Source organism: Mycobacterium sp. 94-17 (assembly GCF_035617725.1).
Classification (GTDB): domain Bacteria; phylum Actinomycetota; class Actinomycetes; order Mycobacteriales; family Mycobacteriaceae; genus Mycobacterium.
This window is the reverse complement of record NZ_JAPIYN010000008.1, coordinates 169,944-183,798: the sequence shown is the minus strand read 5'-3', so window position 1 is coordinate 183,798 and position 13,855 is coordinate 169,944. Positions and strand designations below refer to the sequence as shown.

15 protein-coding genes are annotated in these 13,855 nt (G+C 66.8%); 8 read left to right on the top strand and 7 right to left on the bottom strand.

The window, feature by feature from the left end:
• Window positions 1–54 precede the first annotated feature (54 nt).
• Window positions 55–1,104, top strand: a complete 1,050-nt coding sequence (locus OQ789_RS12245) for a dihydrodipicolinate reductase (protein ID WP_324686046.1) — start codon at window positions 55–57, stop codon at window positions 1,102–1,104.
• Window positions 1,105–1,109: 5 nt separating this feature from the next.
• Here OQ789_RS12245 and OQ789_RS12240 read toward each other — a convergent pair whose 3' ends face one another.
• Together OQ789_RS12240 and OQ789_RS12235 are read right to left on the bottom strand one after the other, a co-directional pair.
• Window positions 1,110–2,411 (bottom strand): serine hydrolase domain-containing protein, encoded by a 1,302-nt coding sequence (locus OQ789_RS12240; protein ID WP_324686044.1) that lies wholly within the window; start codon window positions 2,409–2,411, stop codon window positions 1,110–1,112.
• A gap of 39 nt (window positions 2,412–2,450) precedes the next feature.
• Window positions 2,451–2,609 carry a hypothetical protein gene (locus OQ789_RS12235; RefSeq protein WP_324686079.1) on the bottom strand — a complete coding sequence of 53 codons (159 nt, stop codon included), beginning with the start codon at window positions 2,607–2,609 and terminating at the stop codon, window positions 2,451–2,453.
• Between the two features lie 59 nt (window positions 2,610–2,668).
• Here OQ789_RS12235 and OQ789_RS12230 point away from each other — a divergent pair, with 59 nt between their 5' ends.
• From OQ789_RS12230 to OQ789_RS12220, 3 genes are read left to right on the top strand one after another with little or no spacing between them, the layout of a single operon-like run.
• Window positions 2,669–2,842 carry a CsbD family protein gene (locus tag OQ789_RS12230; RefSeq protein ID WP_324686041.1) on the top strand — a complete coding sequence of 58 codons (174 nt, stop codon included), beginning with the start codon at window positions 2,669–2,671 and terminating at the stop codon, window positions 2,840–2,842.
• On the top strand, window positions 2,842–3,564 hold the full coding sequence (locus OQ789_RS12225) for a cutinase family protein (protein ID WP_324686039.1): 723 nt from the start codon (window positions 2,842–2,844) through the stop codon (window positions 3,562–3,564). Before OQ789_RS12230 ends, OQ789_RS12225 begins: the two co-directional genes overlap by 1 nt.
• A gap of 10 nt (window positions 3,565–3,574) precedes the next feature.
• Window positions 3,575–4,561, top strand: coding sequence for an NAD-dependent epimerase/dehydratase family protein (locus OQ789_RS12220; protein ID WP_324686037.1), 987 nt, complete (start codon window positions 3,575–3,577; stop codon window positions 4,559–4,561).
• Window positions 4,562–4,571: 10 nt separating this feature from the next.
• Here the strand turns inward: OQ789_RS12220 and OQ789_RS12215 are convergent, their stop codons facing one another.
• Window positions 4,572–4,958 (bottom strand): PPOX class F420-dependent oxidoreductase, encoded by a 387-nt coding sequence (locus OQ789_RS12215; RefSeq protein ID WP_324686035.1) that lies wholly within the window; start codon window positions 4,956–4,958, stop codon window positions 4,572–4,574.
• A 699-nt stretch (window positions 4,959–5,657) separates the two neighbouring features.
• Here OQ789_RS12215 and OQ789_RS12210 point away from each other — a divergent pair.
• Together OQ789_RS12210 and OQ789_RS12205 are read left to right on the top strand one after the other, a co-directional pair.
• A complete protein-coding gene (locus OQ789_RS12210; RefSeq protein WP_324686073.1) occupies window positions 5,658–6,224 on the top strand; it encodes a helix-turn-helix domain-containing protein in 567 nt (188 codons plus the stop codon).
• Between the two features lie 83 nt (window positions 6,225–6,307).
• Window positions 6,308–7,045 (top strand): alpha/beta fold hydrolase, encoded by a 738-nt coding sequence (locus OQ789_RS12205; protein WP_324686033.1) that lies wholly within the window; start codon window positions 6,308–6,310, stop codon window positions 7,043–7,045.
• Between the two features lie 6 nt (window positions 7,046–7,051).
• Here the strand turns inward: OQ789_RS12205 and OQ789_RS12200 are convergent, their stop codons facing one another.
• Both OQ789_RS12200 and OQ789_RS12195 read right to left on the bottom strand, forming a co-directional pair.
• Window positions 7,052–8,254, bottom strand: a complete 1,203-nt coding sequence (locus OQ789_RS12200; protein WP_324686032.1) for a cytochrome P450 — start codon at window positions 8,252–8,254, stop codon at window positions 7,052–7,054.
• Between the two features lie 82 nt (window positions 8,255–8,336).
• Window positions 8,337–8,564, bottom strand: coding sequence for a hypothetical protein (locus OQ789_RS12195; RefSeq protein ID WP_324686030.1), 228 nt, complete (start codon window positions 8,562–8,564; stop codon window positions 8,337–8,339).
• Between the two features lie 347 nt (window positions 8,565–8,911).
• Between OQ789_RS12195 and OQ789_RS12190 the strand changes: the two genes are divergently transcribed.
• Entirely contained in the window at window positions 8,912–9,742 is an 831-nt protein-coding gene (locus OQ789_RS12190) for a rhomboid-like protein (protein ID WP_324686028.1), read from the top strand.
• Here OQ789_RS12190 and OQ789_RS12185 read toward each other — a convergent pair.
• Window positions 9,683–11,722: a glycoside hydrolase family 172 protein gene (locus OQ789_RS12185; protein WP_324686026.1), complete on the bottom strand. Its 2,040-nt coding sequence runs from the start codon at window positions 11,720–11,722 to the stop codon at window positions 9,683–9,685. The two genes, OQ789_RS12190 and OQ789_RS12185, sit on opposite strands and share 60 nt — an antisense overlap.
• A gap of 14 nt (window positions 11,723–11,736) precedes the next feature.
• Entirely contained in the window at window positions 11,737–12,753 is a 1,017-nt protein-coding gene (ligD, locus tag OQ789_RS12180; RefSeq protein WP_324686024.1) for a non-homologous end-joining DNA ligase, read from the bottom strand.
• 26 nt (window positions 12,754–12,779) lie between these two features.
• On the opposite strand from ligD, the gene OQ789_RS12175 reads away from it, so the two are divergent.
• On the top strand, window positions 12,780–13,850 hold the full coding sequence (locus OQ789_RS12175) for an ATP-dependent DNA ligase (protein WP_324686022.1): 1,071 nt from the start codon (window positions 12,780–12,782) through the stop codon (window positions 13,848–13,850).
• The last annotated feature ends 5 nt before the right edge of the window (window positions 13,851–13,855 follow it).

Below are 13,855 nucleotides of genomic sequence, written 5' to 3'. Positions count from 1 at the left end.
AGAATCTGCCTATTAGGCCTACTAAGAACCCCGGCCATTGCCTATGCTGAGCGAGTGCCCAACACCTATCGCGTCGTGCAGTGGACCACCGGAAACGTCGGCAAGAGCTCGCTGAAATCGATCGTCACCAACCCCACCCTGGAATTGGTCGGCTGTTACGCCTGGTCGCCCGAGAAGGCCGGGCGCGACGCCGGCGAACTCGTCGGGCTCCCCCCGCTCGGCGTCGCGGCCACCAACGACATCGACGAGCTGCTTGCTCTGAAGCCCGACTGCGTGGTCTACAACCCGATGTGGATCAACGTCGACGAACTGGTCCGCATCCTGTCCGCGGGTGTCAACGTGGTGACCACGGCTTCGTTCATCACCGGACACAACCTCGGCGCCGGCCGCGACCGCATCCTGGAGGCCTGCGAGAAGGGGGGCTCGACGATCTTCGGGTCAGGCGTCAGCCCGGGGTTCGCCGAGCTGCTGGCCATCGTATCGGCCATGGTGTGCAACCGGATCGACAAGATCACCGTCAACGAGGCCGCCGACACCACCTTCTATGACTCACCCGAGACCGAGAAGCCCGTCGGCTTCGGCCAGCCCATCGATCACCCCGACCTGCCGGCCATGGCCGCGAAGGGCACCGCCATCTTCGGCGAGGCCGTCCGGCTGGTCGGCGACGCGCTCGGCGTCGAACTCGACGAGGTGAAATGCGTCGCCGAATTCGCCCAGACCACAGAGGATCTCGTCATGGCATCCTGGACCATTCCGGCCGGACACGTCGCGGGCACCTACATCAGCTGGCAGGGCATCGTCAACGGCAAGACGCTGATCGACCTCAACGTCCGGTGGCGGAAGGGACCGACGCTGGAACCCGATTGGAAGATCGAGCAGGACGGCTGGGTCATCCAGGTCGACGGGCAGCCGACGGTCACCACCAAGGTCGGCTTCCTGCCGCCGCCGTACTTCGAGGCGACGACGCTCGAGGAATTCATGGACCTCGGCCACATCATGACGGCCGTGCCCGCCATCAACGGGATCGCCGCGGTCGTCGCCGCGGCGCCGGGAATCGCCACCTACGCCGATCTTCCGCTCACGCTGCCGCGGGGAAACGCGTAGGTCAACTAGCCCTCGCCGGACGCCGCGGTGTCGGGGACATTGGCACGTCGCCGCGTCGTTTTCGTGTAGCGGGCGCCAAGCGGCGGCACCGCGAGCGGTCCCTGGTCACGGGCCGCCTCGATGGCGGTGCGCAGCGGACGGGCAAGGCCCGCAAAGGATCCCATGTCGAAGAGCAGCGGTGTCAGCAGCCGATTGTGGATGAACCCGAAGGAGCTGCCGGTCTCGGGATCGGCCCAGCCGAGCGTTCCGCCAAGACCGACGTGACCGAAACCGCGCAGCAGGCCGGGAACCGGCGACTCGTGGTAGCCCAGGTGAAATGGCATGGGCACCACCATGTTCGCGTCGGGCCACTTGCGCCCGGCCTGGCCGGCCAGTCCGTGCGCCAGGTCCTCGGACAGGAATTTCTTTCCGTCGATGCGGCCGTCGTTGGCCAGCGCGCCGAACATCTTGGCCAGCGCGCGGCCGGTGACCACGCCGTTGGCGGCGGGCACCTCGCCGTCCAGGAACGGGGTGTCGCCCTTGACCAGGGAGACGACGCCGGGGAAGTACATCGCGCCCAGCGCGCCGGAGAACGGCAGACCGGCCACCCGAGGTGCGAGGAAGTTGAACACCGGGGCGCGCAGCCGGCCCTGCGGTATCAGGATTTGGGCCGCCGTGGTCGGCGAGCCTTCCGGCGGGCGGCCCAAGTGCAACCCGTCGGTGTTGAGCGGACGGGCCACCTCCTGGCGGAACAGCTCGCGCATGCCCTTGCCGGTCACCGCCCGCGCCAGGCCGGACAGTAACCAACCGTAGGTGAGCGCGTGGTAGGCCTGCACACCGCGCAGGTGGTCGACGGGCGCCGCCGCCAGCCGCTCCTCCATGAGCAGGTGGTCCATCAGTTCGGTCTTGCCGACGCCGCGCAGGTGTGACAATCCGGAGCGGTGCCGCAGGACATCGCGAACGGTGATCTCGGCCTTACCGTTGGCGGCGAACTCGGGCCAGTATTCGGCGACGGGTGTGTCGTAGGACAGCAGGCCGCGATCGGCGAGCCGGTGGATCACCGTCGACGCGACGCCCTTTGTCGCCGAGAACACCATGGCGCCGGTGTCCGCCGTCCAGCGGTGGGTGCCGGCCCGGTCCGACCATCCGGTCCAGACGTCCACGACGGGTACCCCGTCGACGTAGACGCTCAGCGCTCCCCCGCCGAACCGGCGACCGGGAAACAGTTGGGAGAACACCTTGATGGCACCCGCGAAACGCGGGTCGGCAGCGCCGGACACACCGCGTGGCAGACCGGCGTCGGCAACCAGCAGAGTCGACGGTGTCACTGCGACGCGACGCCTCGAGCGTTCACGAAATTGAAGCTATCAGCCCGACTGCTCGGGTGGTTCGGGTTTGATGCGGCGAACCTCTTCGGCGGGTGAATCGTTCAAATAGCGCCGCAGCCGCAGCAGCTGATTGACCACCATGCCGATGCCGAGCAGCATCAACCCCGCCACCACTGCCACCACGATTGCGGCGCTCACGTGTCCATGATGACAGGGCGGGGTTTCGCCGACTCCCGTTGCGGGGTAGTCAGCACGCCATGAGTGCTGAAGACAAGATCAAGAACAAGATCGAGGACCTCGGGGGCCGGGCCAAGGAAGCCGTCGGCAACGCCACCGGGGACGACGACACCAAGAACGAGGGCCGCGTCGATCAGGCGAAGTCGTCCTTGAAAGACGCCGGCGAGAAGGTCAAGGACGCTTTCAAAAAGTAATGGGTGTTCGCGAGGTTTTGGCCGCCGCGCCGGCGCGCCGATTGTCAATAGGCGCGCTGTCGGCGGCGGCGGCGTTCGGTTCGTTCGTGCCGAGCGCGGCGGTCCCGTCCGCCGCGGCGGAGCCATGTCCGGACGTCGAAGTCGTTTTCGCGCGGGGATCCGGTGAAGCTCCTGGCGTCGGCGGGATCGGTCAGCCGTTCATCGATGCGCTGCATGCCCAGGTCGGCGGCAAGTCGTTGACCGTGTACCCAGTGAATTACCCTGCCAGCACTGACTTTTCGAGCCCCGACTTCCCGTTGACCGTCATCGACGGCATTCGGGACGCCAGCTCTCACATCGAGTCGATGGCGGTGAATTGTCCCAACACCCGCGAGATTCTCGGCGGCTACTCGCAGGGCGCGGCGGTGGCGGGCTACACCACGTCGGCCGCGGTGCCCCCGGGGGTGCCCGCGTCCGCGGTGCCGCCGCCGATGCCGCCGGACATCGCCCGGCATGTCGCGGCCGTGGCGTTGTTCGGAACGCCGTCGGGCGAGTTCCTGCAGAAGTACAACGCGCCGCCGCTGACCATCGGGCCGTTGTATCAGCCCAAGACGATCGAGTTGTGCGCACAGGGCGATCCGGTGTGCGGCAACGGCGGAGGCAACGACTTCGCCGCGCACACGTCGTATCCGATCAACGGCATGACGGGCCAGGCCGCCAGCTTCGCATCCAGCCACCTATAGATTTGAGCCCATGCGGGTTCTGATCACGGGCGGTACAGGTTTCGTCGGCGGCTGGACCGCCAAATCCATTTCCGATGCGGGCCACTCCGTGCGGTTTCTGGTCCGAACCCCCGCCAAGCTGCAGACCACCGTCGCCAAGCTGGGCGTGGACGTCTCGGACTTCGCCGTCGCCGACATCACCGACCGCGTCGCGGTGCGGGAGGCCTTGCGCGGCTGCGACGCCGTGGTGCACAGCGCCGCGTTGGTCGCCACCGACCCGCGCCAGACGCCCGCCATGCTCGCCACCAACATGCAGGGCGCCCAGAACGTGCTGGGTCAGTCCGTGGAGCTCGGCCTGGACCCGATCGTCCACGTGTCCAGCTTTACCGCCCTGTTCCATCCGGGCCTTGAGACGCTGACGGCGGACCTGCCGGTGGTGGGCGGGGCGGATGGATACGGAACGTCCAAGGCGCAGGTCGAGATCTACGCCCGGGGCCTGCAGGACGCGGGCGCACCGGTCAACGTCACCTATCCGGGCATGGTGCTGGGCCCGCCGGTCGGCGACCAGTTCGGGGAGGCCGGCGAGGGTGTGCGGGCGGCGGTGCAGATGCATGCGATTCCCGGGCGCAGCGCGGCGTGGCTGATAGTCGATGTCCGCGACCTGGCCGCGCTGCACGCGGCGCTGCTCGAGCCGGGGCGCGGGCCACGCCGCTATATGGCGGGCGGTCATCGGGTGCCCGCCGCCGACCTGGCGAATCTGCTCGGCGAGGTCGCCGGGACGCCGATGGTCGCCGTGCCGATTCCGGACACCGCGCTGCGCGTCGCCGGCGCGGTGCTGGACCGGGCGCACCGATTCCTGCCCTTCGACACGCCGTTCACCTCCGCGGGAATGCAGTACTACACGCAGATGCCGGCGTCCGACGATTCCCCGAGTGAACGGGAACTCGGCGTCACCTATCGAGATCCCCGGCAGACCGTCGCGGACACCTTCGAGGCGATTCGCGCGGAAAGCGGTTAGCGCGGCGTCGTCAGCCGGCGGGTTTGATCTCCAGGCCGACGTGCACCTTGTCGATGCCGCCGCGGACGATCGAGTGCAAGTAGAACCACGGCGCGTGGTACCAGTACCGCCTCAGGACGGCGTTGTACACCCGCCGCGTCTCGGACTTCGGCAGCACCCGGGCCACGGCTTCGACCTCTTCGCTCTTGGGTGTGCCCAGCGCCGCGCTCTTGGCGATCGTCACCCTCGGGGTGTTCTTGATTCGCTTGGTTTTCCACGACCCGTCGTCGGTGATCACCAGCAGCTTGTCACCGTCGGGCACGCCCCAGATCGGTGTCGGCTTCGGACGCCCATCCTTGGTGAACGTCGTCAACAGCAGGTACTTAGACTGGATGACGTCCTTGAAATCGGGTGCCATGAGGGTTTGCCTTCGCCTCGGGAACAGGACTGTCCATGCATTTCCCCGATCGTTAATAATATTAAACATAGACGTGGTGTACGTCAGGTCGCACGACCGCGGTGGAAATCGATTGGCACCGTGTAACTGTCGTCCACACCCCGTCGATGAAGAGCTGGTCCGCCGCCGGTGACGACCGCCGTCGTCACGCCAGCACAAGCCGGTTTTCCTGAGCCGCACAAATTTGCTTCACATACCCATCACCCGGTCTCGCCTGCGGTCAAGCGCGAGGTGCCCGTGTGGCCTTGATTCCGCTCAGGTGTGCATTCGCGCCGAGACACCCAGGGCGCCGACTATGTCACGGTGCAGCAGTCGCAGATCGAATCCTTCGCGCCCGTGGCAGCCCGCCTACAGGGGCGGTAAGCCTTGACCACCGCGACCGGGGTGCAAGCATGTCACTACCATGTTTGAGCGATCGCTCAAATCGGCGGCTGACCGTTTCTCGCGGAATGAGACGGCCAATGGCGAAAGCGAACCAGATACAGCGAACGCCGCGATTCGGTGATCCTGGTTTCCCACGCCGTCAACGTGTTCACGCAGAACCGCATCCCGGATTCCGGCGCAGCCTTCTTGGAGATGGTCGCCGAACCGGCCGTGTGATAGGACCACAGTGTGACGGCATCCGAACGACCCAGGGCGCGTGACTCGACGACGCGTGAGATGCTGGTGGCCGCGACGAGTCAGATCATGCTCGAAGAGGGCTACGCGGCCGCCACGTCGCGCCGGGTTGCCGCCAAGGCCGGTGTGAAATCGGCGCTGGTGCACTACTACTTCCCCACAATGGACGACCTGTATCTGGCCGTCTTCCGCCGCGGTGCGGCCGTGTACCTGGAGCGCCAGCAAAAGGCGCTGGCGTCGGACCGGCCCTTGCACGCCTTCTGGGATACCCTCATCGAGCCCAAGGACACCCGGCTGCTGCTGGAGTTCATGGGACTTGCCAACCACCGCAAGGAGATTCGCGCGGAGATCGCCGCGTGGTCGGACCGGTGGCGCGAGCAACAAATCACCGCGCTGAACTTCATCATCCGCGAACACGGCATCGACACCGCCGAGTTCCCGCCCGCGGCCATCGCGGTCGTCATCGCCTCCGTCGGCCGCACCTTGATCTTGGAAGGAGGGCTGGGATCCTCGGGGGGCCACGACGCCACCATCGCCTTGGCCAACCGGCTCCTGGACCGGTTTGAGATGCCCGAGCCGAAAGCGCGCCGGGAGCGCGGCGTGGAGTAGTTCGAATCTCACGCGCGCCGCATCGTTGCGGCTTTACGATGCGATCCTGCGCTCAGGGCTGCGGGCGCTCAAGGAGGCCCGTCATGGCACTGCCCGCTTTGGTTCTTGTTCACGGCGGCGGGCTCGCGGCCGATTCCTGGGAGCTCACCATCCATGAGATCCATCGGTTGGCACCGGACTTGACCGTGCTTGCCCTTGACATGCCCGGACGGCGGGGCAAACCGGGGAACTTGCGGACGATGTCGATCGCCGACTGCGTCGATTCACTCGTCGGCGACGTCGAAAGCGCAAGACTGACCGACATCATCATCGTTGGCCACTCGATCGGCGGCATGACGCTGCCAGGAATGGCGAGCAAGCTGGGAACGGCCAGGGTTCGCGAGCTGATCTTCGCCGCTTCATTCCTGCCGCCCGAAGGCGCGACGCTCGTGGACAGCTTGCCGTGGCTACTTACAAGAATCGCTCGACGCTTTGCCAAGAGAGGTGTGCCGCGTCAAACACCAAGCTCGTTAGCGGGATTCGCGTACCTGAACGGGGTTCCGTCCGGCCGACGCCACTTCATGCGCGCCAAGCTCTATCCAGAATCGCTCCGCATGCTCACCGAGAATGTGTCTTGGCGAGGAATGCCTGCTGACATTCCTCGCACTTGGATTCTGACGTTAAACGATCGTGCGATCGCGCCCCAACTCCAACGAAGGAACATCGAAGCCCTCGGCGGTGTACAGACACTCGTTGAAATCGACACTTGCCACATGGTGATGGTCAGCGAGCCGCTGCGGCTCGCGGATATCCTCGTCGGGCGCTGCCGTCTCTATGCATAGCCGTTCTCAGGGCAGCACGACCCGCAGCCGCTCCCAGCCGCGCACGGTCGACGTCGACGCCAATTGCGCTGTGTCGTAATCGATGTCCCATTCGGGCCACCGGTTGAGCATCTCGTCGAGCGCGACGCGGCCCTCGAGGCGGGCCAAGTTGGCGCCCAGGCAGTAGTGCACGCCTTTCCCGAACGTGATGTGCGAGATGTTGTCGCGACGGACGTTGTAGGTGTCCGGATCGGTATAGCGGCGGTGATCGCGATTGGCGGCGCCGAACAACAGCAGCATCGCGCTGCCGGCCGGGACCGTCGTGCCGTAGCACTCGAAATCCTGTGCCATCCAACGTGCGACGTGCGGGCCGGTGGGTTCGAATCGCAGCGTCTCGTCGACGGTACGGGTCAACAGTGACCGGTCCTCGTAGACCACGCGACGTTGGTCGGGGTGCTCGGCGAGCACCTTGGCCAGCCACCCGATCAGCCGACCGGTGGTTTCGTTGCCCGCACCGGCGACCACCTGCGTGTAGTGCAGCACCTCTTTGCGGGTCAGCGTGCGGTGCACCCCGTTCTCGTCGTCAAATTCGACGTTGAGCAGTTGAGTCATCAGGTCGTCCGACGGGTTTTTGGAGCGCCATTCGACATAGTCCGCGTAGATCCGGCCGTCGGCGATGGAGTCGGCGTCGGCGACCTTCAACGGCGTGCCCGGCTTGGTCCGCAGGCTGGCGTCATTGGCGTCGCGCACCGAAATCTGTTCGGATTCCGGTATTCCCAACAGCATTCCGATGACACGCATCGGCATCATCGAGGCGAGTTCGGCGATGATGTCAAAGCCGGAGGAGCCGACCAGCGGATCCAGGCAGCGCACGCAGTATTGGCGGATCTGGTCTTCGAGGGCGGCCATCCGGCGCGGGGTGAACACGCGCGACATCAGCCCGCGCAGCCTCGAGTGTTCCGGCGGGTCCTGAAACATCATCACGCCGCCGGGCATGTCGAATTTCGATTGGACCAGCTCGAGGATGTCGCTTCGCCGGTTGGAGAAGGTCTGCCAGTCGGACAGGCCGTGCTCGACGTCGGAATGCCTTGACAGCGACCAGAAGTCGTAGCGCTCGTTGTAGTAGAGCGGCGCCTCTTCGCGCAGCCGCGCGTAGGTCGGATAGGGGTTGGCGTTGATGTCGACGTCGTACGGGTCGTAGTAGACGTCGGTGTCGTTGGTGACGGTCATTGACATCCTCCACCGCTCGACTTTTGGGCGATCGCCCAAAAGCGTGGCGCAGGCCCTGTCTAGCAGCATCCCGACGACTCCGTCAAGACCGCATGGCGGTCTCGATCAGCGTCACGGCGGCGGCGCGGGCATGGACAGCGGGGGCGGTGTCGTTTAGCGACGTCGCCATCGCGGTGGCACCCTCGAACAGCACAGCCAGCTGCCGGCCGAGTAGCTGCGGGTCGGCAGCGCCGGCCTCGCGTGCGACGGCGATGAGACGGTCAGTGAACTCCCGCTTGTGGATCCGCACGATTTCGTCGGTCGTCGCCAACGAACCGGCCGACTCGACGGCTGCGTTGTGAAACGGGCAGCCGCGCACGACGTCCGATTCGTGCAGGTCGAAGATCGCCAGCAGGCGCTCGCGGGCGGGAAGTTCGACGTCGTCGAGGCGCTTTTCAGTGGGCGCCCCGTGGGGGCGGCCCCGAGGTGATGGTGTGGTCGGGGAATGGCAGAGCGGCGAACGGGCTTCGGGCTGATCGATCTCTGCATCGAGCCGCGATCATCCCTCTTTAAAAAGAAATCACGGTTCAGCCCGACTCTGTGAAGATTTGCGGCACGGGTGTGAAGGCCTCGTTAAGCACGAGGCACATCGGCCGCCGGACACTGCAGGGTGGACCTATGACCTCCGCCGCCATCCGCGACGGCGCCCTGCGCTGGACCCAGGCACCGCTGCGTGCGGTGCCCCGCGCGGCGTCGGTCCGGGTCACGGCCACCTACGCGGCCATCCTGCTGGTCATCTCTCTCGTCCTCGCAGCGCTCGGCCCCCATGCACACGAGGTCGCCGTCAGCCGGATGAGCACGAACGTCCACAACCTTGGGCGCGGGCAGCTGGGCACCCTGATCGGGAGCGCATTCGTCAACGAAGGGGGCGATCTGTTCTTCTGGCTGCCCGGGCTGGTCTGCCTGCTGGCCTTGGGCGAACTGATGTGGTGCGGCCGCGGGCTGCTCCTCACCTTCGCCGTGGGCCACATCGGCGCCACGGCGATCGTCGCCGTCGGTCTGGTCGCCACCATCGAAACGGGGATACTGCCGGTCTCGGTTGCCCGCGCCAGCGACGTGGGGATCAGTTACGGCGCGATGTGTGTGCTCGGCGCGTTCACGGCGTCGCTCCCGGCGCGCTGGCGCGGGGTCTGGGCGGGATGGTGGCTGGGGACCGCGGTGGTGGCGGCCGCAGGTGCGGACTTCACCGCCATCGGTCACGTGGTCGCGCTGCTGCTCGGCATCGGGTTGTCCTCCCGGTTGCGCTCGGCAGCGGTGTGGCCGCCCGTGCACCAGGCGTTGCTCCTGGGCGGTGTCACGTTCGGCTATCTCCTGCTCGCCGGGTCTTCGGTGCTGGCACCGGCCGGCGGGTTGGCCGGTGCGCTCATCGGACTCGTCGCCAATCGCTCCTCAGTCCGCGGGCCCGGTCAGTGCGTCGACGTGGTAGCGGCCGGCGGTCCAGGGCGGTGAGTCGGCGGTGGGCGTCAAGCTGATCGTCACCTGCGCCTTGCCCGCGGTGACCGACCGCGGCACCAGGTAGGTGTCGTCCAGCCACCGGTGCACGGTGTTGCTGCGCGGCTGCAGCCAGTTGCCCGCCGGTACGCCGTCGACCGCGACGTCGGCCGATTGGAAGCCGCCCGCTTGATCCGACGTGCGGCGCAGCAGAATTCCGCGGTTGTCCGGATCGATCTGGACGTGAAACGTGATCGCGCCCCGGGTGGTGCGGACGGAGCCGGCGACGGGCAGGGTGTCCCGGGTGCCCTCGTATTCACTGACCAGCAGCTGATCGGTGGCGTCGGAATCGTTGTAGCCGTGTAGAACTCGATCTACGGGATCAGTGGGGTTGACGTCGTCGGCGCCGCTGATGCCGGGGTCCGGCCGCGTGTAGAGGAATGCCGTCGAGCCGTAGTCGGGTTGGACCATGTTCCTCTTGCCGTGCTCGATCCCGAATCGCAGCGCGGAGTGATAGCCGATCGCGTCGGCCAGCATGATCCGGTAGACGGCGACGCAGTAGTCGGCACACCCGCCCGTGGCGGTGCGCTGATCGGGTTGGCCGTTGAGCGGGTCGCTGAAGTGGGTGCCGTTCTTGAAGTACCAGCCTCCCTCGTAGAGGTCCTCGGTGCCGGTCCCGTACCACTGCGGGGATGCGGCTCCGTCGGTGTAGACCCGCTCGGCGCCTTCCAGGAAGTACGGGGCCTCGTCGCTGAACGCCGTTCTAGTTCGATCACCGTGGATGGTCTGGCTGACGCCGACGAATTTGCCGCGTCCCTGTTCGTCGGCGAACACCCAGTCCTGGCCGGGTGTCGTCGGCCCGTCGTGCGAGCGCGCGGTGAAATAGCCGGCGCGGCCGCTGCTCAGCGCGGACGCCCACCCGGCGTCGGGTGTGGTGGCGACGTCGCTGTCTATCCCCGCCACCGGGCCGGCGCCGGTGTTGACGAGCGTGACCCTTGCCGACTGCACGAAAGGCATTGGCCACCAAGCATTTAACCCCACCGATCCGTCGGGTGCCGTGCTGGTCGCGAACATCAGCGATCGCACCGGGTTCGCGCCGAGCCCGGCGCCGAAGAATTCCCCGAGCGGGGAGTCGACCGTGGTTTTGCCGTCGAACTCGATCCGCAGCCGCAATCCGCCCAACTGTCGGGCCGCCGGCTCGGGCAGTTGCAGCCGCAGCGCCGAGATGGTCGCCGGGCCAGCCGATTCGGCAATGGTCTGCGCGGCGCCCGCGGGGACGTCGGTGACCCGATTGCTGTGCGCGGCACCGCCCGCCGCCGGTTTGGGGTCACCCGCACCGGCGGATGCGAGCATGTTCAGCACGTCGAGCGCGCGATCGGACGATGCGAACGTGGTTATCCGGTCGGCGTCGGGGAACTGGCGGTAATCGACGTGGTAGTACTCCAAATGGGATGTGACGCTGACCCGCATCGAGCGCCGGTAGGGCATCGGCACCTTGATGTAATCGCCTCCCGGCGATTGGACGGCGTTGGCCACCAGAGGCCACACGAACGGGGCGCCCAATTCGCCGTCGACCAACGACTGCACTCGAGTGTCGACGACGGCCTGCCCGTCCAGCTCGATGCGAATGTTGCCGAGTGCGCGAAGATTACCGCCATCGCGGGTCAGCCAGATCGAGTCGATCTCGCCGGCGCCGTGATCCTCCGCGATCACGCAGCCGGCACCTCCCGGCGCCAGGCACCCGCCACTGCCGTTGCGGTTGCCGGTGGAGATGTCGAAATCGCCGCCGCTGCGATCGAAGCTCGACACCTGCAGCGTCTGCGAACCCGGGTCCAGATAGGGCAATCGGTCCAACCGGCGGTAGGTGTCCCAGCCCACCAAGCGTCCGGACCTGTCGATATCCGGTGCGGCCGGCTCCGCACCCGCGGCCCCGCCACCGGCAATCACCAACAGCAGCAACGCAAACGCCGCGGAACACATCCGCGCCGCCACCGACATAGCAACCGGGCCCCCTATTTGAGATCTCGATCCCGGCTGGGCTGAACGCGTTTCGGCTCTCCCGGCATTTTCGGGTAATTCGGCGGGTACGGCATGTCACCGAGGCCGCGCTCTTCGTCGGCCTCGGCCATCTCCAGCAGGGCGGCGATCGATTGCCCCGCGTCATCCATTGCCGCCCAAGGTTCTTCGCGGTCCCGCACCAGATCGGGCACGGTGGCCATGGTGTAGTCGTCGGGCTCGGCGCCGGCCAGCTCTCGCCACGTCAATGGCATTGATACCGTCGCGATCGGGGTGCGTCGCACCGAATACGCCGACGCCATGGTGCGGTCGCGGGCGTTCTGGTTGAAGTCGATGAAGATGCGCTCGCCCCGTTCTTCCTTCCACCACGACGTGGTGACGGCGTCGGGCGCGCGGCGCTCGACTTCGCGGGCCAGGGCGATGCCGGCACGCCGCACCTCGACGAAATCCCAGTCGGTGGCGATCCGCAGAAAGATGTGGATCCCACGACCACCCGAGGTCTTCGGGTATCCCACCAGACCGAGCTCGTCGAGCAGCGGCCGCAGCACGTCGACCGCGACGGTGCGTGCCTGCTCGAAGGCGACGCCGGGCTGCGGGTCCAGATCGATGCGCAGTTCGTCGGGATGGTCGGCGTCCGGGCAACGCACCTGCCAGGGGTGCAGGGTGACCGTGCCCATCTGTGCGGCCCACACGATTGCCGCCGGGTGGGTCACCTTCAGGGCGTCGGCGGTCCGCCCCGACGGAAACGTCACCCGGCACGTGCGCAGGTAGTCGGGATGGTGCTGCGGGATCCGCTTCTGGTAGATCTCCTCGCCGTCGATGCCGTCCGGGAAGCGTTGCAGGTGGGTCGGCCGGTCGCGCAGCGCGTCGAGCATCGGACCGCCCGCGACGGCACGGTAGTAGTCCACCAGGTGCCGCTTGGTGCCCTTCGACCCCAGTTTGGGGAAATACACCTTGTCGGGATTGGTCAGGCGCACCGAAATGCCGTCGACATCGACCTCTTCTGCAGCCATACCGTCGATTCCAGCACAATCGGGCTATGGACCTCCCCGTCATGCCGCCGGTGTCGCCGATGCTGGCGAAGTCGGTTCGCTCGATTCCCCCCGACGCGTCTTACGAACCCAAGTGGGACGGCTTCAGGTCGATCTGTTTCCGCGACCACGACCAGGTCGAGCTGGGCAGCCGCAACGAACGGCCGATGACGCGCTATTTTCCCGAGCTGGTCGCCGCGGCCAGGGCCGAGCTGCCGCAACGCTGCGTGATCGACGGCGAGATCGTCATCGCCGCCGGCAAGGGTCTCGATTTCGAGGCGCTCCAACAACGCATCCACCCGGCCGACTCGCGGGTACGGATGCTCGCCGAGACCACGCCGGCGTCGTTCATCGGGTTCGACCTGCTCGCCCTCGGCGACGACGACTACACGCGACGCCCCTTCAGCGAACGGCGGGCCGCCCTGGTCGACGCATTGGCGGCGGCGGGGCCGTCGATCCATGTCACACCGGCGACCACCGACCTGGACACCGCGCGGCGCTGGTTCGACGAGTTCGAGGGCGCGGGCCTCGACGGCGTGATCGCCAAGGGGCTGGACATCACCTACCAACCGGACAAGCGGATCATGTTCAAGGTCAAGCACGAGCGGACCGCCGACTGCGTGGTCGCCGGCTACCGGGTGCACAAATCCGGTGCGGGCGCGATCGGTTCGTTGCTGCTGGGCCTGTATTCCGACGACGGCCGGCTCGCCTCGGTCGGTGTGATCGGCGCGTTCCCCATGACCGAGCGGCGGCGGCTGTTCAACGAACTGCAGCCGCTCGTCACCGATTTCGAGGATCACCCGTGGAATTGGGCCGCGCATAAGGCCGGCGACCGGACGCCTCGCAAGAACGAATTCTCGCGCTGGAACGCGGGCAAGGACTTGTCGTTCGTGCCGCTGCGGCCCGCGCGGGTGGTCGAGGTCCGCTACGACCATATGGAAGGCCGGCGGTTTCGTCACACCGCGCAGTTCAACCGGTGGCGTCCGGACCGCGAACCGCGCTCGTGCACCTATGAACAGCTCGAGCAGCCGGTGACTTTCAGCCTCGGCGACATCGTGCCGGGACTCGGTTCGGGCTAGGTCGG

What these genes read in the sequence shown, in the direction of transcription:
- OQ789_RS12185 (WP_324686026.1), bottom strand. Translation starts at nt 11,722, where the DNA reads ATGTCGGTGGCGGCGCGGATGTGTTCCGCGGCGTTTGCGTTGCTGCTG.
- OQ789_RS12200 (WP_324686032.1), bottom strand. Translation starts at nt 8,254, where the DNA reads ATGACCGTCACCAACGACACCGACGTCTACTACGACCCGTACGACGTC.
- OQ789_RS12230 (WP_324686041.1), top strand. Translation starts at nt 2,669, where the DNA reads ATGAGTGCTGAAGACAAGATCAAGAACAAGATCGAGGACCTCGGGGGC.
- OQ789_RS12210 (WP_324686073.1), top strand. Translation starts at nt 5,658, where the DNA reads ATGCTGGTGGCCGCGACGAGTCAGATCATGCTCGAAGAGGGCTACGCG.
- OQ789_RS12175 (WP_324686022.1), top strand. Translation starts at nt 12,780, where the DNA reads ATGGACCTCCCCGTCATGCCGCCGGTGTCGCCGATGCTGGCGAAGTCG.
- OQ789_RS12220 (WP_324686037.1), top strand. Translation starts at nt 3,575, where the DNA reads ATGCGGGTTCTGATCACGGGCGGTACAGGTTTCGTCGGCGGCTGGACC.
- OQ789_RS12205 (WP_324686033.1), top strand. Translation starts at nt 6,308, where the DNA reads ATGGCACTGCCCGCTTTGGTTCTTGTTCACGGCGGCGGGCTCGCGGCC.
- OQ789_RS12190 (WP_324686028.1), top strand. Translation starts at nt 8,912, where the DNA reads ATGACCTCCGCCGCCATCCGCGACGGCGCCCTGCGCTGGACCCAGGCA.
- OQ789_RS12215 (WP_324686035.1), bottom strand. Translation starts at nt 4,958, where the DNA reads ATGGCACCCGATTTCAAGGACGTCATCCAGTCTAAGTACCTGCTGTTG.
- OQ789_RS12225 (WP_324686039.1), top strand. Translation starts at nt 2,842, where the DNA reads ATGGGTGTTCGCGAGGTTTTGGCCGCCGCGCCGGCGCGCCGATTGTCA.
- ligD (WP_324686024.1), bottom strand. Translation starts at nt 12,753, where the DNA reads ATGGCTGCAGAAGAGGTCGATGTCGACGGCATTTCGGTGCGCCTGACC.